Here is an 18,745-nt window from a genome sequence, read left to right as displayed (position 1 = left end):
GCTCACGCAATAGCCGCGGGTCGCGAGGTCGTGGAGTGCGCCGATATCGGTGATCCGTGCGGGGTCGGGAAAAGGTACGGCGGGTGGAGACCCATGACGCACATGTCCTGACAAGCCGTCAAGAGGTCCGTTCCACTTCCAGGAATGTGGAGCGCTGTCAGCCCATGGGTACTACTTCGCAGCCACACCCGGAAGAGGTACTCCGCCTGTGGGCCCGTACGTCGCCGCGTACGGGCCCACAGGCCTGTGCCAGGGCCCCTACCGTGTGCGCAGCACGCCGTCTTCCGCGATGCCGCGCCGGGTCTCGAAGAAGTCGGGGTTGGCGAGTTTCATGTCCGTCGCGAACGGGGCCGGCAGCCCGAGTACGCCTGGCCCGGCGACGTCACGACACCATGCCGGCCCCCTCCAGTTCGGTCAGCCGTACGGTGCACAGGCCCCCACGCTCGGCCTTCACCTCCGTCACCTTCAGCTGTGTCCCCGGCGCGAGGATGTACTCCTCCTCACCCGTGAACGCGGAGAACCGCCGGATCCCCACCGCCCGTGCGGGTGTCACCTCGAACAGCGTCCGCCGGCCACGCCCGCCGAGGAACGCTCGGGCCACACCCAGCTCGGACGTGCACGACGACACGCCCCACCACGTCACCGTCCGCTCCAGCGGGTACTGGGACCGCAGATCCAGCGCCACACCACGCCACAGAGGCCGCGTCTGCGCCGGCAGCGCCTCCATCGCCGAGAACAGCAACCGCAGGTACGGCAGGTACGGCACCACGCGCTCGCGATCCGAGGAGCGCAGCACGGCGTTGATCTCGCGGTAGAAGCCCGACTCGCACGTGTACAGGTAGAGGGCCGAGATCGCGTCGGCCGACAACGCACCCACGGCCTCCCCGGACAGTGCGCCTGCGGACGCCACCTCCGCGGCCTTCGTCTCCCCGAAGCGGCACGACAGATCGATATGCCGATCCAGGTGCGCGAGCACCCGCGAGACCGGCTCGACGGCCTTCCGGAAGTCCATCAGCGGCGTGTCGAACACCCCGGTGACGGGCGGCAGGACGAGGCCCTCGTCCTTGACGCTGGTGAGCCGCTCCAGATACAGCTGGTGCAATTCCATCGTGGACGCGATGAACGCCCCCATCCGCTGCGCGACACCACCGTCCTCCGGCCCGCCGGCCTTGCCCGTCCCCCGGTCCCAGCCCTTCTGCGGCAGCCAGTCGACCGGCTCGGCCCCCACCACCGCCAGAGCATCGTTCACCTGGGCGAAGTGGTCGCCCTCGCAGAACAGATCCCCCTGCGCGGCCGGATTGGCGTGGTCCAGGTGACGGACCTGCACCCCCGGGTACTTCTTCTCCAGCCGCTGGACGACCCTCTTCAGACTCCGGGCGTGCGCACCCCACCAGGCGAACACCACCCCCCGGTCGTCCTCCTCCACCGCGTCCTGCTTCGCCCGGAGGATCTCCTCGACGATCTGCTCGGCCACGGGGCGCCAGAACGACGTGTGCCGATCGGTCGCCATCGCACCGTCCGCGCTCGCCGTGAGGGACGCGTTCAGCAGCAGCACACCCTGGGTGAGCATCGCCTGGAACCACTCGGGCGGCTGAACCGTGCCCTCCTTCTTCAGCAGGGCGCGGACGTCGGCGATCGGTGTCTTCTTGACGATGCCGTACTTCCACATCGCGGCTGCCTTTATGAGGCAGCGGATGCTGACGACCCGGCCGAACTGGCTGTCCTTCCAGTCGTTGAAGGTGTTGTCGAACATCGCGATGCCGGTCGCGCTCTCCGCCCGCGGATAGGGGTTCTGTCCGAAGACGACCACCTTCCATTTCTCCGGCGGATGCGGCTTCAATGCCTGGAACGTCAGCTCGCGCACCGGAACGACCTCCGGGCTGCGCTTCGGGCCGATGAAGTCGGCGGCTCCCGGCTGCGCCTCGATCACCGGTCCGAGCAGCGGCAGCCACGGCTCGCCGCCACCGGTGAACAGGTCGGCCAGGCCCAGCGGATCCCCGGCCGGGGATCCCGCATCGCCTGCGGCCGTCACGTCGACATCACTCACGAGGGTGGCACTCCCGATATTCGAACCGGACGCCTTCAAGGGCGCCCCGGCATGCTGAACAGATGCGGCAGGGTCGTCGCCGGTGTCCGCGCCCTGGGCGGAACCGGCCTGCGAGGTCTTCGGGTCAGTGACGAAAGGAAGGCCGCTGCGGCACGTTGATCCGGACCCGCCGTGCGGACCCCGCTCCCTCGATGTCGTCGAGCTGCCCCAGGACGGCGGCCCGCAACTCGTCGTAGTCCGCGAAACCGTGGTCGTGGAAGAGGGTGTAGCCCGTCCACATCAGGTTGGCGCACACCTTCGCGGGCACCTGCCCGGTCTGCGCGCCCATCCCGACGAGGGCCACCGACCGGATGCTGCCCGGCTTTGCCCGGTTCTGCAGATGCACCGCCTGGAAGGCGGCCGCGCAGGCCAGGGCCACGTTCATGGTGTCGCTGACGTTCTGCGACGACTGGCGCATGGTGGGCGTCGAGATCAGGTACCGGGGTATGTCCGCCCCGGACGGGACGCACACCGCGCTGCCCACCGGCAGCCGTCCGCCGAACCGGTCGCGGATCGCCCTCTGCACCCGCACCTGGATGCCCGCACCGAGATACCGCTTGACGACGGCGTCGACCCCACCGTCCATCCGGCCACGCTCGTTGGTGGGAGAGACCCAGGCGTCGGCATCCACATCGAGAAGGGAACCTCGCCTGATCTCGACCTCCGGAGTATCCGCGAACGCGGACCGCCAGGCCGTCACCACCTCGTCGTTGACATCGACCAGGACGACGCTCAACGCATGCCTGAAACCCACGAATTCACCCCTCTCACCCCGTGATCTCCAACAGTCCCGAAGCTACCGCGCGCCACTGACAACGCCGTTCGACAGGGCTGCTCGAGCAGGACAGCAGGGGGAGGAAAAACAGCACCAGACAGGTGAAGGTGACGGGGCAGTGGTGCCGGCCGCCGCCCTGTCCCTGCTCGGACGGCTCGCTCGATCCGGTGTCGTCGTGTCGGGTCAGTCGTCCATGTACAGGTGTGTGCTGGTCTCCCGCAGAGCGGATCGCCGGTCGGCGATCCGGACGTGCGGTCCGCCATCGGCCCGGTGATGAGCCAGGGCTTGCCGCACCCTCTGCCGGACCCACTCAATTCTGTCCGTGCCGCAGTCGGCCAAGAGCTCGTCGACGACGTCGCTTCCCTCCGCAGCCGGGAACGTCCTGCACGCCTCCAGCGCGGAGACCATGTACCGCTCCAGGACATTCGCGGCCTGCGCGAGTTGCACCTCGGCAACCGCCGCGCCGTCCAGGCCCGCGGCCGCCGCACGGTCGTAGAGGCAGGCAGCCAGCAGAATTACGCTCCGGGTCCGTGCCGGCTCCTGCAGGATGTGCGGGGCCGTGCGCCCATGCCACAGCACCAGCTGGTTCGCGGCGGACACGCAGTACTCCCACCGGCCGATCGGAGCCCTCGGCCCCCGGTCCTGTCCAGCATCTGCCACAGCAGGTCCACCTCCGTCGCGGTCGTTACGCCGTCTGTGCCGCCCCGCAATGCCCGGTGTCCGTCCTGGAGGACGACCCAGCAGATGCAGGAGGCGAAGTGCCGGGCCGCCAGGGCGCGGGCCCGGGTCACGGACGACGCGGCCCGTGACGCGCGGCCCCGAGATCGAGCCGGCCATCCCACCCGATCGCCGCCTCCCCGTCCAGGACCGTGCCGGGGCCAGTTCCATCTTCTCGTGGGGTCGGACTGTTGCACGGATTCGGCAGGGGCGGGTCTGCGCAGATCATCGCTGTTTCCATCCACCGTATCGAGTGCAGCAGGTGTGGTGCTATCCCTGGTTTGGGTGGTGCCGGCGCCTGATGAGGGTCGCGACGCCCTCGCCGGCAGGATGACGAAGCCGCAAGTTGCCGGGGTGCTTGCCAGCGGCGTTGTGCTGGCGGGACGCCGCTCGGCGCAGAATGTTCTGAGTAATCTCGGCCCGGCCGTGCGAGGATCCCCCGATGCCCTCACCTCTGGACGTCGCTCTTCCCGCATCCGCCGAGATCGAGGCTCTGCTCACGGCCTCTGTGGGCGCCCGGACCGCCGTCGAGCGCGTCGAGCCGCTGCACCATCCCTGGGTGCTGCGCGCCCATCTGGCGGAGGCGACCGGACTCCCCGACACGGTCATCGTGAAATGCCGCCGCCCCGAGGGATACGGTCTTCGCTCCGCTGAGGAGCTGACGCGGTGCGAGCACGCCGCGCTCGCCTTCATCGCCGACGACCTCCGCCTCGACCTCGCGCCAGGCCTGCACGCCGCCTCGCCGGACTCCCGCCTGCTCGTGCTGGAGGACCTGTACCCGCGCACCGAACTGGCCGAGCTGCTGCACCGCGACGGCCACACCCCGGCCCTGGACGCCGAACTGACCGCCTTCGCCTCCTCGATGGGCGAGCTGGCTGCCGCATCCGTCGGTCGCGCAGCGCTGTTCAACGCCCGCCGCACGGCACTGGGCACCGGCGCCGACCGGTTGGGCGACTGGGAACACGCGTACGCCGGCCTCTGGCGGAACGGGCTCGCCCGGGCCGCCGCCTTCGGCGTCCCGCTGCCCGCCGCCGCGGAACGCGATCTGGAATCGGCCGTGGCCGAGCTCGCAGATCCCGGCCCATTCCTGGCCCTGACCAGCGGCGACACCGAGTCGCACAACTACCTGACCGGGCCGAGCGGCGGCGGCAAACTGATCGACTTCGAAGGGGCGGGCTTCCGCCATGCCCTCACCGCCGCGACCAGCTTCACAGTGCCCGGCCCGAACTGGCTGGGAGTATCGGGGCCGGAACAGGTCGAGGCGTTCCGCCGAGCCCTTGCCCGGACGGTCCCCGAGGCCGAGGACGACCAGCGGTTCGGCTTCGGCCTGGTTTCGGCCTCCATGGTCTGGGTGATGACGCGCACCGACCGCCTCAAAACGCTGGACGCACGCAGCCCCGGCGACGACTCCCGCACCCAGATGGTGGCCCTGCTGGAATCCGGAGCCCGCGCCGCCGAGGCGCACCGGGTACTCCCCCACCTGGCAGCCTGGTGCCGGTCCACAGCGGCCCTGCTGCGCCGCCGCTGGCCCGAAACCGACATCGACACCGCCGCCGTCGCCCCCTACACCTGGCGTGAACGCTAGGACGGAGGGCCAGGCGGCCATCGCCTTGGAGGTGCTGATCATTCGGTCCAAGTTCCCTACGCACCTGCACCGACCCATCGGTGCGGAAGTGCCCGCAGCCGACGCAGCTTGTCCGCGTCGTGGGGGAAGATCGCTGTCGGTGATTCCTTGGCCTCGTACTCCACTACCGGGTCACGGACCTCCGAGGCCAGGACCTCGGGCATGCTTGACGTCTGATCACCGCCTACTCGCTGGTGGCGACCCGATGGCAGGTCGATCGCGCGCAGCTCCGCGGCGACCGGACTTCCTCCACCACGCCGGATCGCGCCCTCCACAAGTACATCCCGGCATGGGTGAGGAACTTCGACACGACGCCACCGGGCATCGCTCGTGCATGGCTGACCCAGGCCGAGCTGCCGATCCACTCCGGCAGCAAAGCGGTCAACAAGCGGCTGTTCCACCTGCCGACCGCGTCGAAGAACGCGGCCGGCCGCGACCCGGACGACAACCGCGAGGTGATCTGCCCCGACGGGTGGGCGGCCACGTAAGGCAACCCGGATGCCACCCGCTGGCGCAGGAACGGGTTACTCCGCGGCCCTCTTTGCTCCAATCACCGCCGTTCCGCCTCGCCCGCCGGCCTTACGGCCCCGGAGCGGTTGCTCGCGGTCGCCTCCTCCTCCGGCACTGAAGACGCACACGCCAGGACGCGGACAGACCCGGACTGTCCAGGACACTGCAAGATCTGACGGGACACCACTGGCCCGGAACAGCCGCCCCTCCGGCGGTGTGCCGGCTGCAGACGATGCGGTGGCCCGACCGACCGGGGACGAGGCCTGCCCTCCCCCTCAGGTGTCAACTCAGCGTGCCGCCACTGCTGTCGGCTTCGCGAGCGTGCAGCCTGTGGCCGACAGGTTGAGCTTGTTGCCCGTCGTGAAGCAGGCAGGGATCCCGTAGGTCTCCTGGGCGTACCCGGTTCCCTGGCGGATGGTGACGGCGCCCTGCTCGTTTACCTCGCAGGGGTTGTCAAGGGTGCAGCTTCCGCCGTTCTCGTTGATGGTGTTGTTGATCGCCGTGACCTGCCCGGTCGTCGTGTCGATGACCGGGGAACCCGAGGTGCCCCCGATGACCTGGCATTCCGGGGTGTAGCGGACGGCGTCCTTCCATGTCCACTGGTCCTCCTTCAGGCGGTACGCGAATCCGTCGACGGAGCAGGAGTAGACCCGCTTCCAGTAGCCGGAGACCACGTCGATCGCGTGCCCCTGGACCGGGTGGCTCGCGGACAGCGTCAGCGGCGCGATTCCCGTGGACTGCTGTATCTGGGCGTAGGTCTTGGTCAGTTGGTAGAGCGTGACGTCCGTGTCGGTCATCGTCGCGTAGACGACCTTGTTCGCCTTGAGTGTTCCGGCGCTGCCGGCCGAGGCGTTGAGCAGCGTGAAGCTGCGGGTGGAAGACTGGTTGGTGATGACCTGACCTGCGCTCGGGAGGCCGGTTTCGAGGCAATGGCCGTTCGTCATGACCAGTCCTGGGTCCGTCGCCTGCGAGTTCGGCATGCGGATCAGGGAGCCTGAGCAGTTACTGAGCGCCACGGTGCCGGCGAAGGAGGAAGCTGTCACCGAGGCGGGCGTACTGACAGGGCGCACGGCGGCCGTCGCAGCAGTGCGGGCCACCCCGCCCACGTGGTCGGGTGCTGCGGCTGCCGTGCCCGTTGCGCCTGTCAAGGCGGCGGCGCCGAGGGCAACGGCGGTGAGGGTGGCGAGGAGAGGCTTGCGCATGGTGATGGTCGGTCCTCTCTGTTCGGTCCGGGAGTTCGGTGACCCCTGGACGGTGAAGGGTGACCACATTGTCGGCGTACAGCCAAGTTCTCCGCTACCTCGCAGCTCCTTCGTGGCTCCTTTCGCCCTCTTGACGGCCACCGCGCCGGGACTGCCTTGGTCATGGGCACACAAGCAGGAAGCGGTCTGGGCAGCCGGGCTCGCCGTCGCCAAGGAGTACGCCGCGGTGCACGGCCGGCCCGTTCCGTCGGCAGCCGAGGCGAAGACCTCGGACGCTGGGTGGACGCGCAGCGCACCGGTGGGAACAGCTCCCGCTCACACAGCAGCGGCTGTTGGAGAACACTCTCGGGATCGAGACGGCCGGAGGAGAGGAAGCGGCCGGTGAAGCGGACGCGGGACGACATGTGGGCCCTCTACCTGACAGCTGCACAGTAGTGCCACGCGCGCGACGGGCACCTCAGAGTTTCCCGGAAGCACATCGAAGACCTCGATGGACCGGTGGAGGGTACGGCGGGCCCGTCGAGCCGTCAGAACGGGGCCGACGGGGGTGTGGTGGTCAGGCGGCACATGGCTCGCCGACGGGCGGAAACGCGCCGACAGGCTGACCGAACAGCGGCGTGCGGGTCGCGGTCACGCCCGCCGGGTGCGGACCGTCGGCCCTGGGTACTCGTCTCGCCGAACCGGAGTGGACGCCGGCCCTCCAACTCCCGTTCACCTCCGACCCGGGCAACGGCGCCGCTCGGGAAGAGGAACACCACCGCTCCGGCCTTTCGCAAGGTCCGGCGCACGATCCCGTGTCTCATCGGCGACCACTGCCGAAGCCCCGGGGGAGCCCACCACTCCAGTGGGCGGCGATGCGGACCCGTGAGCGCCGCGCGCGAGCGTCTCCTCTCGGTGACGCCACGCACAGCGCTCACGGGTCGGCGGCTTCGTGTCGCGGCAGGATCGTCGGATCAGCCGACCAGGGTGTCCTTCAGCCAGGGGGCGATCACGGCCATCGCATCGCCAAAGCGTGAGATGGCGCAGTGGCCCGTGTCCGGGATCAGTTCGACCCGGGTGTCCCGGCGGCCCTCGAACACCAAGGTGTCGTCCAGTGGGACGTGGACGTCCTCGGTGCCGTTGACCACCAGCATCGGGCCATTGACGTTCTGGTCCAACAGCGGGCGCAGGTCGAAGGCCGCGAAGGCCTCCTCGCGCTCGGCCGTGCTCGGCATGGCGTCGAAGCCGAGGGCGTTACCGACGATGCCCTCCATGCCGAAGGCGAAGCCGCGGTCCGGAGCGAAGGCGCGCTCCACCGGGCCGCCGAGCACCACCGAGGCGTCCACCGCCCCGGTCAGTCCGGTCCGGGCTGAGTAGTAACCGCCCATCGAGATGCCGAAGTGGCCGACCTTTCCGTTGCCGATCGTGCGGGCGAAGGAGACCAGTCCGGCAATCACCTCGGCCCCGCCATCCGGGGTCATCGGCAGGTGGGCGGTCTCGCCGGTGCCGACGATGTCGAACAGCAGCAGCCGTACCGGCAGTGCGAGCGCGAGCTGCTCCCACATCCCGTGCAGGTCGGTCTTCCAGGAGTCCACCCCGCCGCTGGCCAGCACGACCGGCGCGTCGGCGGGCAGGCCGGGGGTGGCGATCAGATGGATCGGCAGAGTGGCCTCGCCGCCGCGGTACGGGACGGTGAGCGTGCGGCGCTCGAACTCCACCGGGAAGCCGGGGGCGGCAAGGGCGTACTGCTCGACCTGGCGGGCGAGCGCGGTGCGCTTCGGGTCGTCGGCCAGCGAGGGGAACTTGGCCCAGCCGTACGCCTGGGCGGCCAGGCGGTGGCGCCCGGCCTCGGCGTGCCGGGCGGCGAGGGCGGACCACTCGAACACCCAGCCGCCGGGCCGGTCGGGCCACATCTCGGTGACGGCGGAACGGACCGCGTCCACCTCATCGGCGGGGAGGCCGAGGGTCATCTGCGGGTAGCGCTCGACGAACAGGTCCTGCGGGTCCAGGGGCCAGGTGAAAGACATGGTGGTGCCTCCTGCTGCACTTAAAGCCGGAACTCTTGCATTAGCGACTATGCGCCTGGGTGACGCTTAATGCAAGCCGCCCTGCGTTAAGATGATGGTCGAGGTGATCGACAAACATGACCGAGGAAGAACCGGAGCCGATCCGACGCCGCCCCGGCGGCCGCGCCGCGCGCGTACGCCAAGCCGTTCTGGCAGCCGCCATGGAGGTGCTGGCCGAGGAGGGCATCGCCCGGCTCAGCATCGCCGAGGTGGCGGCCCGCGCCGGAGTCAACGAGACCACGGTGTACCGGCGTTGGGGCAGCCGGGAGAAGCTCGTGCTGGACGCCATGCTGGTCGGCAGCGACGAGGGCATCCCCGTCCCCGACACCGGGGCCGTCCGCACCGACCTCGCCGCCTTCGCCCGTGCATTGGCCGAGTACCTGGCCACCCCGACCGGCCGCTCCGTTGCCCGGGAGGCCTCGCTCAGCTCCGAGGACCCGGACCTCGCCGCGGCTTGGCAGACCTTCTGGCAGTCCCGCCTCGATCAGGCCGGCACCATCGTCAGCCGGGCCGTCGAACGTGGAGAACTCCCGGTGGGCACGGACGCGGCCCTGGCTCTGGAACTGCTCTGCTCCCCGCTCCAGACGCGCTCCCTGCTCGGCCACCGCCCGATCGAGCCGGACCTGCCGGAGCGCTTGACGGACTTGGTGCTGGACGGCCTGAGGGAGAGGAAGCAAGGGCCGCCCCCGCGGAGACGCGCCTGATCGGTCACGGTCGCGGAGAGGGTGTCGCCCCCGTGAGTGACATCGATGCGGAACCGGTCCGTGTCATCGCCTGGTGCGTACAGCGTCCGCGGCACGCGCCGGTGAAGCGCTCTCCGCAGGCCCAGCTATGCAGCAGCTCACCGGGCGGTGAACCGAGGTCGTGGTCGGACCAGGCGGTTCCGGGGTTCTCGTCGCGGCCGTGGCCGTGCGGCGTGACACGACGGCCGCCCGTGCCGGAGGGTCGGTGCAGCCTGTGATCACCACGACGGCGACACCGGGCGGACCCGCCGCCGCGCCATCGCCGCTCCGGCCGTCCCTCCGGACGGCTACCGCACCGGCCGCATCCCCGCCCGTGCCACGCACCTGTACCGGTCGGTCCCCGCCCAGCACCACCGCGAGCCCGCCGTGCGAGCCCTCCACAACGCCCTCGCCCGAAGCCCGCACTGGTCTTCCGTGTCAGGAATTCTGCTCAGCAGGCAGGTACTCAGGTGTTCAGCAGTCGGTTGAAGAACGACCGGTAGCGTTGCAGAGCGACACGCAGTTCCTCGGTCGGTACTTCCTCGCCGCGCTGCCACTGCCCTTCCAGCCCTTGCTTGTGGTCGGAGAAGGTCCGGGCGAGTGCCTGCATCACTTCCGCGACCAGGGTGTCGGCAGCACTGACCGCTTCCCGGGGGTCATCCACGAAGTCGCCCTGGATCCGCTGCCACCGGCTACGGAACGCATTCTGTTCGTCACCGAGAAGCGGCTCATTCGCGTCCCCGTCCGCGTCTGTGGTGGCGGCCGCGTCGGGCCCGGCGGCGGACGCCGGAGCGTGCCGTGTGCCGTCCTCGCCGCCCGGAAGGTGGCTGGGGTCGGCCGTCGTGGCTTCGCCCGGGAAGGTCGGTGGAGCTTCGGCCGGGGCCTCGTGGGCTTCCGGTGCGGGGGCGCCCCCGCCGCGTAGATCGTCAGTGGACAGTTTCCCTGCATCGGACCCGCGTGGGTCCCGGCGTCCCGTCGCCATTGCGCTTCCTCCATCCGTTACTCCCGCGGCCGCCCGCCGTTGTGGAGCAGTTCGTCGAACAGAGCCCGGTAGTGGACCATCGCGCCCCGTAGCTCTTCCGTGGTCGCCTGGTGACGGCTGCTGCGGTCGCTGACCTCGTGGGCGGTGCGGTAGCTCTGCAGAGTGCGGCCGTGCTCGACCGACAGATCACTGGCCTGCTGCTCGAACCCCTTGGTCGGATAGCCACGCTCGCTCATCAGCGCGGTCACGAGCCGGTCGGCTTCATGAACCGCGTCGTCGGGGTGGTCGACGAACCGCTCCTGCGCCTGACTCCAGCCCTGGGAGTACTTCTCCCGGTCCGCCGCCGAGAGCGGCTTGATCTCCAGGGCGTCATGGCGCTGTTCCCGCTCCCGCAGTTCGTGTTCCGCGGCCGGGCGGCTCTGCTTCTCCTCCACGAGCCGCTCGTACTCCGGGCCGAACTGCTCCTTCAGATGGCGTCTGCGCGCCACCTGCCATGCCACGAGTGCGCACAGCAACAGGACGACAACCACCGCGACAATGATCGCTATGAGAGTTCCGGTCGACATTGCTCCTCCGCTCGCCGATTGCCGAGAACCGAAGAATTGCCGGAGCCGCAATGCCTCCGTCACCATCTCCAGCGGAGACCGGCAATGGGTCAGGCCTACGGACCACCGGCAGCCACGAGCGACTGCACGGTCGTTCTACCAGCAGCGCCATCGCCGGGAGACCGTGCTCGCCTTCGTCCCAGGCCCGGATCGGCACGGCAGCGGCACACTGCCATCTCGTGTGTCCTCCTCTTCAACTGTGTCCCCCGCGAGCCGGCGCGGCAACTGCCGGTCGAGGCAGGCCCCTCTCGCGCTCCGAATGAATGCCTCCGACGCCTGGGCTCTCAGGCCCCCGCCCGTGCCGTTGCCGCCGCATCCGGACATGACTACGGCTCCAGCCCCAACCGCGAGGTAGCGCAGCAGGTTGCGCTACCCCACAGCGCGCGCAAGCAACCGAACAGACATCCCACCCCGTCCCCCGACAACAGTGGCCCGAGCACAGCCCATTGAGTGCCGGCCAACAGGCCCCGGGCACGGGCTACATCGGGCAGCCGGTACGCGTCCGCGCAGCTGATGCCTTTGCGGCGCGACCAATCCGTACGGGTTGTGGCCTCGGATTACGCAGCGAGATTCCAGCCTGTCGCACCTTTGGAAGGATCCTTGTGAAGGAAGCCGTGCATATCGGAAGAAATCCATCGGCCGAACCTGATCTGCAGAAGCTGCTGCACGAGGTGGCGCTGGGCGATCAGGAGGTTTTCGCCGCGGTCTACGACGCGGTGGCCGACTCCGTGCTCGGTGTCGTCCGCGCGGTACTGCGTGACCACGCGCAGTCGGAGGAAGTGGCCCAGGACGTGCTGGTGGAAGTGTGGCGCACCGCCCCGCGCTACCGTCCCGAGCGTGGTACGGCGATCAACTGGATCCTCACTCTGGCTCACCGGCGTGCGGTGGACCGGGTCCGCTCGGTGGAAGCCGCCGCGGCGCGCGACACGAAGGCCGCGCTGCTGGAGCGGACGCCCGAGTACGACCAGGTGGCCGAGCAGGTGGAGACCCGGCTGGAGCAGGAGCAGGTGCGACGCTGTCTGCGCACACTGACCGAGTTGCAGCGGCAGTCGGTCACTCTGGCGTATTACCGCGGCCTGACCTACCGGCAGGTCGCCGAGTCGCTCGCGCTGCCGCTGGGAACGGTGAAGACCCGGTTGCGCGACGGTCTCATTCGGCTCCGTGACTGCCTGGGGGTGACCGCATGACCATCGTCGATGTGCACAGCATGACGGGTGCGTACGCGCTGCACGCGCTGCCGGACGACGAACGCGCCGCCTTTGACCGGCACCTGACGCAGTGTGAGGGGTGCGAGCAGGAAGTCGCGGAGTTCTCGGCCACTGCGTCCCGGCTGGCCCTGGCCTCGACCGTGACGGCTCGCCCCGCGCTGCGGGAGCACGTCCTGCACCGCATCGCCACCGTGCGCCAGGTGCCGCCCGGTGACGCGCCGCTGGAGCGGGTCCGCCTCGGAGTGCCGCGCGGACGTGCCGTGACCCGGTGGGCCCTGGCTGTCTGCATGGCTGCCGTGGGCGCGTTCGGGGGTGCGGCGCTGTGGCAGTACGAACGCGCTCAGGACGCCCGGCAGCAGGCGGCGCGGATGGAGCGACACACCGAAGAAGTCGCTGGGGTACTGGCCGCGCCCGACGCCAGATCGCGTTCGACGCGGGTGGCGGGCGGGACGGGCACGCTGGTGGTCTCCACCGACCGCGACCGGGCCGTGTTCGTGGTGTCCCGGATGGCGGAGCCGCCGGACGGAAAGGTGTACCAGCTGTGGTTCGCCGACGGAGGGAGAATGCGCTCCGCCGGGCTCATGGACCCCGACCGCACCGGCCAGGCCGTGCTGATGCAGGGGGCGGTCGACGGCGCATCGGGGGTCGGCATCACCGTGGAGCCGGCCGGTGGCTCCCCACGGCCGACTTCGGCACCGATCGCCCTGCTGGACATGCCGACTGTGCAGACGACGGCGTGAGGTGGAGAGGGGCCCACCTCGCAGTGGGCCCCTTGCTCATCCTTGACCGCGCGGTGGTCTGGGGAAGAACCCGCTGGTCCGTGCCGCATAGGCGGGCCAGCCCGGCCGCGTTGCCATGTGCCGCTCCAACAATCGCTTCCCGCTGCCCTTGATCAGCAGCAGGCTCATGGCCAGGGGGGAGAGGACCGACACGGCGGCGGGCTGCCATCCCGCGTCGCAAGCGACGAGGAACAGTCCCCACCAGACGCAGAAGTCACCGAAGTAGTTGGGGTGCCGGGTGTAACGCCACAGCCCGCGGTCCATGATCCGGCCGCGGTGGGCAGGGTCGGCTTTGAAGCGTGCCAGCTGGGCATCGCCGACGGCCTCGAAGAACAGCCCGACGGCCCACACGCCCGTTCCGGCCCAGGCCAGGGCGGACAGAGGAGCGGGCGTGTACTGGGCGGCCTGTACGGGCAGCGACACCAGCCAGACCAGGGCTCCCTGGAGCAGATAGATCATCCGCAGGGCGTAGAGACTCCGGTTGCCGGACGCGCGGGCCATCATCGCCTCGTAGCGCGGGTCCTCACCGTGACCGCTTCCCCGGCGGGCGATGTGGGCTGCGAGCCGTAGCCCCCATACGACGGTGAGGCCGGTCACCAGCAGCCGTCTTGCCGGATCACCATGACCGGCCGAGACGACGAAGGTCACCACGGCCACTGCGGCGAAGGCCGCCCCCCAGGCGACATCGACGACCCGGTGCATGCCCCGGGCGAGGGCCACGGTGAAGGTGATGAGCATGACGGCCAGGGCGGTGGCCGCGGCCCAGCCGAGGTTGGCGGCGAAGGCGCTCCAGGCGAAGGCGTTCACCGAGTTGTCGGCTTCTGGTGCCAGCCGGCTGTGTTCGCCGGTGTCAGACCGCTGTCGCCCAGGGGTGTCGGGCGGACGGCGAGCAGCTGGTCGACGCCCATGCGGCGCTCCTCGAAGGCCAGGGCCCCGCCGATCAGGTACAGCCGCCACACGCGGGCGGTCTCCTCGCCGGCCAGCCGTACGAAGTCGTCCCAGCGTTCCTCCAGTGTGCGGTGCCAGGCCTTGATGGTGCGCACATAGTGCTCACGCATCGACTCCACCGAGCGCACTTCCAGACCGGCAGCCTCCAGCACGCCCACGGTCTCGCCCAGGGGGCGCATGTGCATGTCCGGGGCGATGTACGCCTCGATGAACGCCCCGCCGCCGGGCGCCTTCGCTCCCCGGGACATCTGCTGGACCAGGACACGCCCCCGCGGGCGGACCATCCGGTACAGGGCCGCGGCGAAGGCCGGGTACTCGGCGTCTCCTACATGCTCGCCCATCTCCACGGTGGCGACGGCGTCGTAGGGACCTCCGGTGATGTCCCGGTAGTCCTGGCCCACGACCTGGACCCGGTGCTCCAGCCGCCGCTCGCGCACCTGTTCCTGTACGTAGGCGGCCTGCTCGCGGGCCAGGGTGACGGCGGTGACCTGCGCGTCGTGCTGCTCGGCCGCGTACAGGGTGAGCGAGCCCCAGCCGCAGCCGATGTCCAGCAGCCGGGAGCCGGACACGATGCCGAGCTTCCGGCAGATCAGCTCCAGTTTGGCCCGCTGGGCATCAGCGGGGCCGAGAGCAGGATCGTCGTCGGTCCAGTAGCCGCAGGAGTAAGCCATGGTCTCGTCGAGGAGGAGGCGGTAGAAGTCGTTGGACAGGTCGTAGTGGTGACTGATCGCCGCATGGTCGCGGGCCCTGCTGTGCAGGCCACCACGCAGCCTGGCCTGGGTGACGGGGGCGGGTGGTCGCGGGCCGAGGACTCCGAGCCGTAGGGCCATACCGGCCGCGCGCGCCCAATCGGCCGACGAGAGCCGGGGGGCGTGCAGGCCTCGCTCCCGCGCGGTGGTCCACATGGCGCGCAGCCCCTGCGCGAGGTCGCCCTCCACGTCGAGTTCGCCGGTGACATAGGCCTGGGCCAGGCCCAGTTCGCCGGGCTGCCACAGCAGGCGGCGCAGTGCTCGCCGGGAACGCACGACGACCAGGGGGGCGTCGGCCGGGCCGGTCTCGCTGCCGTCCCAGGTGCGCAGTCGCACCGGCAGGGGGCCGCCGAGCACCTCCTCGGCCAGTGCGGCGAGCCGCTGGGCGGCACGGGGCCGGGCTGTGGTCATCGGGCGGGCTCCTTGGTGAGCAGGTAGTGCTGGACGTCGAGGTAGCCGGAACGGAATCCGGCCTCGGAGTAGGCCAGGTAGAAGGTCCACATACGGCAGAACGTCTCGTCGAAGCCGAGGGCAGCGATGCCGTCCGCATGTTCGGTGAACCGCTCCCGCCACAGGCGCAGGGTCTCGGCGTAGTGCGCGCCGAAGGCGTCGCGGGCAACGGTGGTCAGGGTGGTGTGGTCGCGGACGGCCTCGTCGATGGCCTGGACGGAGGGGATCATGCCGCCGGGGAAGATGTACTTCTGGATCCAGGTGTGGGTGTCGCGGGTGGCCAGCATTCGCTCGTGGGGCATGGTGATGGCCTGCAGCGCGGCCCGCCCGCCAGGTGCCAGGCGCTCGTCGAGGACGCGGAAGTACACGGGCCAGAACTCCGCGCCGACGGCTTCGATCATCTCGACGCTGACCACGGCGTCGTAGGTGCCGCGGGCCTCGCGGTAGTCGCACAGTTCGATCGACACACGGTCGGCGCATCCGGCCTGGCGTACGCGTTCCAGGGCAAGTTCACGCTGTTCCCGTGAGAGCGTGAGTGAGGTGACGGTCGCGCCGCGGGCGGCGGCCCGCAGGGCGAGTTCGCCCCAGCCCGTGCCGATCTCCAGCATGCGGGTGCCTTCCCGGACGTGGGCCAGGTCGAGCAGACGGTCGACCTTGCGCTGCTGAGCTGCGGCCAGCAGGGGCCAGTGGGCGGGAAAGCCCCGGAAGACGGCTGCGGAATAGGTGAGGGTCTCGTCCAGGAACAGTGCGAAGAGGTCATTGGACAGGTCGTAGTGACGGCTGATGTTGGTGCGCGACCCGTCACAGGTGTTGCGCTGCGCATCCGGCTGTCGCTGCGCCCACAGGGCGCGCAGCCGCTGCAACGGAGTGGGGATCAGATCCGCCGCGTGCGCGGCCAGCACGGTGAGCGCGCCGACCAGGTCCGGGGCCTCCCACTCCCCCGCCATGTACGACTCGCCGAAGCCGATCAGACCACGGGTCCCGATGCGGGCGTGGAAGGCCTTCGGATCACGCACCTCGATCAGCGGGCCGCCCAGACCGAGGGTGGCACCGCCGGCGAACCTCACGCGCAGGGGCAGTCGCCGCAGAGCATGCCCCACAACGGATGCGGTCACGGTCCGCGCCGGCCAGGACGCCCTCGGCACGGTGGCCACATCAGGCCAGCGGGCGGGGTCGGCCGGGGCGACCCGGTGGCCGACGGTCCGGTGGCGGGCGGTGGAACGGGGTTCAGCTGTGGTCATGACGCACTCTCCGGGTTGCGGCGGCCCGGGCGCGGCTGTACGGGCAGGCCCCGCAGATACAGGCGGATGCCGTGGAAGCGGATGGCGGCCGACACCGCCAGGGTGGACCAGGGGTGACGCAGGGCCTGGCACAGCAACGCGGCTGCGGTGGCCTCGCGCCGTCTGCCGCGGACGGCGGCCGTGAACGGTATGCCGCCAGCACGTTCCAGACGCACAGTCAGGTCCAGGCGCTCGTGCGGCAGTGGGAGGCGCATGTGGTAGCGGCCGTCGACGGGGAAGAACGGCGAGACGTAGAACTCCTTGTCGACGTGTGCGGTTCCGGCATGATCGGGGTGCAGCAGGTAGGTGTGGCGCTCGCCGTAGGTGTTGTGGACCTCGGCGACCACACAGCGCGGGGTGCCGTCGGGGTCGTGGCACCAGTAGAGGGTCAGCGGGTTGAAGACGTGTCCGAGGACCCGGGCGTGCGTGAGCATGAGGACCGGCCCGTGCTGCAGGTCGATACCGTGTTCGCCCAGGAAGCCGTCGAGCGCGGCACGGATCGACGGGGCACGCCCCGTGAAGTGGTCGCGAGCACGGAACCGGGCGAGTGGTCGGAGCGGAAGCGGCAGCGCGGGCAGGCGGTCGGGGTCCACCAGCCACATGTAGGTGCGGTGCCTCAGTGCGTAGCGCTGTGGTGCCGTGCGCGCGTGGGTGATGGTGCACGGGTAGAGGGCGGGGGGTGCGGGCCGCCGGGTGGAGGGAACGGTCACCACCTCACCCCCAGGGCGGCGGCGGCCTCGGCTCCACTGCGGCAGCCGTCTTCGTGGAAGCCCCAGCCGTGGTAGGCGCCCGCGAACACGGTGACCGCCGTGTTCAGTTCGGGCAGCCGGCGCTGGGCGGCGACCGACTCGGTCGTGTACGCCGGATGTTCGTACGTCATACGCGCCACCACCCGGGCCGGGTCGACACGGTCTTGGCCGCCGAGGGTGACGATGTATGTCTGTGGTGCCTGGAGTCGCTGCAGCCGGTTCATGTCGTAGCTCACCCGCACCCGGTCCGCGCCGGCCGTGCAGGACGGCATCAGGTAGTTCCAGGAGGCGCGGGCGCCTCTCGCGACCGGGAGCAGGGTGGTGTCGGTATGCAGCAGGGTGGTGTTGCGGGAGTAGCGGAACGTTCCGAGGACCTCCTTCTCGTCCGGGGTCGCGTCCCCGAGCAGCCGCAGTGCCTGGTCGGGGTGTGTGGCCACCACGACGTGGTCGTAGGCGGCCGTGGTCCCGTCGTCCGTGGTCACGTCGACGCCGTCGGCGTGCCGGAACACGGCGCGTACGGGGGTGCTGGTGCGTATCTGATGCAGGCCGGCCGCGATCAGGTCGACGTAGCTGCGGGAACCGCCGGTGACGGTCCGCCACACGGGTGCTCCGCCCACCGAGAGCATGCCGTGGTGGGCGAGGAACCGGAAGAGGTAGGCGGCGGGGTACCGCAGGGCTGTCTCCGCGTCGCAGGACCACACGGCCGACACCACCGGTGTCATGAAGTGGGCCCTGAAGTAGGGCGAGAAGCCCTCGTCGTCGAGGAACCGGCCAAGGGTGAGAGTGGCGTCGGACCCGCCCCGGTCCAGCAGGCGGCGGGCGGCCCGGTGGAAGCGCGGCACCTCCGCGAGCATGCGCAGGTACGCCCCGCGCAGGGCGTTGCGCGGCTGGGCGAGCAGTCCGCGAGGGCCGCGGGCTCCGGCGTATTCCAGGCCGCAGCCCTCGCACCGCACCGACATGCTCATCTCCGACTCCTGGGTGGTGACTCCGAGTTCGTGAAAGAGGCGCAACAGGTGCGGGTAGGTGCGGCGGTTGTGCACGATGAACCCGGAGTCGACACGGTGTGTGCGCCCGTCGGGCGACGTCAGGTCGTGGGTGTGGGCGTGGCCGCCGAGCCTGTCGTCGGTCTCGTACAGGGTGACGTGATGTGCGCGGCCCAGGATGTACGCGGCGGTCAGTCCCGCCACTCCGCTGCCGATCACGGCAGTGCGGCGCACGGTGGGCCGGTGGCTGCCCGAGCGCGGCGATTTCCCGGCGCTGCGCCGGCCAGGTGGTCCGTGCATGGTTCTTTCCTTCCGAACGGGCAGTGGGCAG

At 70.2% G+C, this 18,745-nt stretch carries 18 protein-coding genes; 5 read left to right on the top strand and 13 right to left on the bottom strand.

Annotated elements, in window-relative coordinates:
- Positions 1–382: 382 nt before the first annotated feature.
- From ACWCPY_RS27590 to ACWCPY_RS27580, 3 genes are all read right to left on the bottom strand, one after another.
- Positions 383–2,047, bottom strand: a complete 1,665-nt coding sequence (locus ACWCPY_RS27590; protein WP_451269348.1) for an ADP-ribosyltransferase domain-containing protein — start codon at positions 2,045–2,047, stop codon at positions 383–385.
- A gap of 124 nt (positions 2,048–2,171) precedes the next feature.
- A complete protein-coding gene (locus tag ACWCPY_RS27585) occupies positions 2,172–2,840 on the bottom strand; it encodes a macro domain-containing protein (RefSeq protein WP_451269346.1) in 669 nt (222 codons plus the stop codon).
- A gap of 204 nt (positions 2,841–3,044) precedes the next feature.
- Complete coding sequence (locus ACWCPY_RS27580) at positions 3,045–3,461, bottom strand: hypothetical protein (protein ID WP_451269344.1); 417 nt, start codon at positions 3,459–3,461, stop codon at positions 3,045–3,047.
- A 559-nt stretch (positions 3,462–4,020) separates the two neighbouring features.
- Here ACWCPY_RS27580 and ACWCPY_RS27575 point away from each other — a divergent pair.
- A complete protein-coding gene (locus tag ACWCPY_RS27575; protein ID WP_451269342.1) occupies positions 4,021–5,163 on the top strand; it encodes a hypothetical protein in 1,143 nt (380 codons plus the stop codon).
- A 56-nt stretch (positions 5,164–5,219) separates the two neighbouring features.
- On the opposite strand, the gene ACWCPY_RS27570 is transcribed toward ACWCPY_RS27575, so the two are convergent.
- Positions 5,220–5,366, bottom strand: a complete 147-nt coding sequence (locus ACWCPY_RS27570) for a hypothetical protein (RefSeq protein WP_451269340.1) — start codon at positions 5,364–5,366, stop codon at positions 5,220–5,222.
- Positions 5,367–5,495: 129 nt separating this feature from the next.
- Here ACWCPY_RS27570 and ACWCPY_RS27565 point away from each other — a divergent pair, with 129 nt between their 5' ends.
- Positions 5,496–5,690: a hypothetical protein gene (locus ACWCPY_RS27565; RefSeq protein WP_451269338.1), complete on the top strand. Its 195-nt coding sequence runs from the start codon at positions 5,496–5,498 to the stop codon at positions 5,688–5,690.
- A 309-nt stretch (positions 5,691–5,999) separates the two neighbouring features.
- Here ACWCPY_RS27565 and ACWCPY_RS27560 read toward each other — a convergent pair whose 3' ends face one another.
- A complete protein-coding gene (locus tag ACWCPY_RS27560; protein ID WP_451269336.1) occupies positions 6,000–6,914 on the bottom strand; it encodes a S1 family peptidase in 915 nt (304 codons plus the stop codon).
- A gap of 953 nt (positions 6,915–7,867) precedes the next feature.
- Positions 7,868–8,920 (bottom strand): alpha/beta hydrolase, encoded by a 1,053-nt coding sequence (locus ACWCPY_RS27555; protein WP_451269334.1) that lies wholly within the window; start codon positions 8,918–8,920, stop codon positions 7,868–7,870.
- Positions 8,921–9,036: 116 nt separating this feature from the next.
- On the opposite strand from ACWCPY_RS27555, the gene ACWCPY_RS27550 reads away from it, so the two are divergent.
- Entirely contained in the window at positions 9,037–9,663 is a 627-nt protein-coding gene (locus ACWCPY_RS27550; RefSeq protein WP_451269332.1) for a TetR/AcrR family transcriptional regulator, read from the top strand.
- Between the two features lie 484 nt (positions 9,664–10,147).
- On the opposite strand, the gene ACWCPY_RS27545 is transcribed toward ACWCPY_RS27550, so the two are convergent.
- Both ACWCPY_RS27545 and ACWCPY_RS27540 read right to left on the bottom strand, forming a co-directional pair.
- Complete coding sequence (locus ACWCPY_RS27545) at positions 10,148–10,345, bottom strand: hypothetical protein (protein ID WP_362453520.1); 198 nt, start codon at positions 10,343–10,345, stop codon at positions 10,148–10,150.
- A gap of 335 nt (positions 10,346–10,680) precedes the next feature.
- Positions 10,681–11,229, bottom strand: coding sequence for a hypothetical protein (locus tag ACWCPY_RS27540; RefSeq protein ID WP_451269330.1), 549 nt, complete (start codon positions 11,227–11,229; stop codon positions 10,681–10,683).
- A 641-nt stretch (positions 11,230–11,870) separates the two neighbouring features.
- Between ACWCPY_RS27540 and ACWCPY_RS27535 the strand changes: the two genes are divergently transcribed.
- Both ACWCPY_RS27535 and ACWCPY_RS27530 read left to right on the top strand, forming a co-directional pair.
- Complete coding sequence (locus ACWCPY_RS27535; protein WP_451269328.1) at positions 11,871–12,455, top strand: sigma-70 family RNA polymerase sigma factor; 585 nt, start codon at positions 11,871–11,873, stop codon at positions 12,453–12,455.
- Entirely contained in the window at positions 12,452–13,216 is a 765-nt protein-coding gene (locus ACWCPY_RS27530) for an anti-sigma factor (RefSeq protein WP_451269326.1), read from the top strand. The genes ACWCPY_RS27535 and ACWCPY_RS27530 overlap by 4 nt, the downstream gene beginning before the upstream one ends.
- A 36-nt stretch (positions 13,217–13,252) precedes the next feature.
- Here the strand turns inward: ACWCPY_RS27530 and ACWCPY_RS27525 are convergent, their stop codons facing one another.
- Genes ACWCPY_RS27525 through ACWCPY_RS27505 form a run of 5 tightly spaced genes read right to left on the bottom strand, consistent with a single transcriptional unit; the run spans position 13,253 to position 18,648 of the window.
- The gene (locus ACWCPY_RS27525) at positions 13,253–14,062 is read right to left on the bottom strand and encodes a DUF1295 domain-containing protein (protein ID WP_451269324.1); all 810 of its coding nucleotides are present in this window, start codon (positions 14,060–14,062) and stop codon (positions 13,253–13,255) included.
- Complete coding sequence (locus ACWCPY_RS27520; RefSeq protein ID WP_451269322.1) at positions 14,059–15,363, bottom strand: class I SAM-dependent methyltransferase; 1,305 nt, start codon at positions 15,361–15,363, stop codon at positions 14,059–14,061. Before ACWCPY_RS27520 ends, ACWCPY_RS27525 begins: the two co-directional genes overlap by 4 nt.
- On the bottom strand, positions 15,360–16,643 hold the full coding sequence (locus ACWCPY_RS27515; protein ID WP_451269320.1) for a class I SAM-dependent methyltransferase: 1,284 nt from the start codon (positions 16,641–16,643) through the stop codon (positions 15,360–15,362). The genes ACWCPY_RS27520 and ACWCPY_RS27515 overlap by 4 nt, the downstream gene beginning before the upstream one ends.
- Positions 16,640–17,392, bottom strand: coding sequence for a DUF1365 domain-containing protein (locus ACWCPY_RS27510; protein ID WP_451269318.1), 753 nt, complete (start codon positions 17,390–17,392; stop codon positions 16,640–16,642). Before ACWCPY_RS27510 ends, ACWCPY_RS27515 begins: the two co-directional genes overlap by 4 nt.
- Entirely contained in the window at positions 17,389–18,648 is a 1,260-nt protein-coding gene (locus ACWCPY_RS27505; protein ID WP_451269380.1) for an NAD(P)/FAD-dependent oxidoreductase, read from the bottom strand. The genes ACWCPY_RS27510 and ACWCPY_RS27505 overlap by 4 nt, the downstream gene beginning before the upstream one ends.
- Between the last annotated feature and the right edge of the window lie 97 nt (positions 18,649–18,745).

The sequence above is a fragment of the Streptomyces sp. NPDC002403 genome (assembly GCF_053593015.1).
The sequence above is the reverse complement of the archived record's forward strand: the minus strand, read 5'-3'. Positions and strand labels throughout refer to the sequence as shown.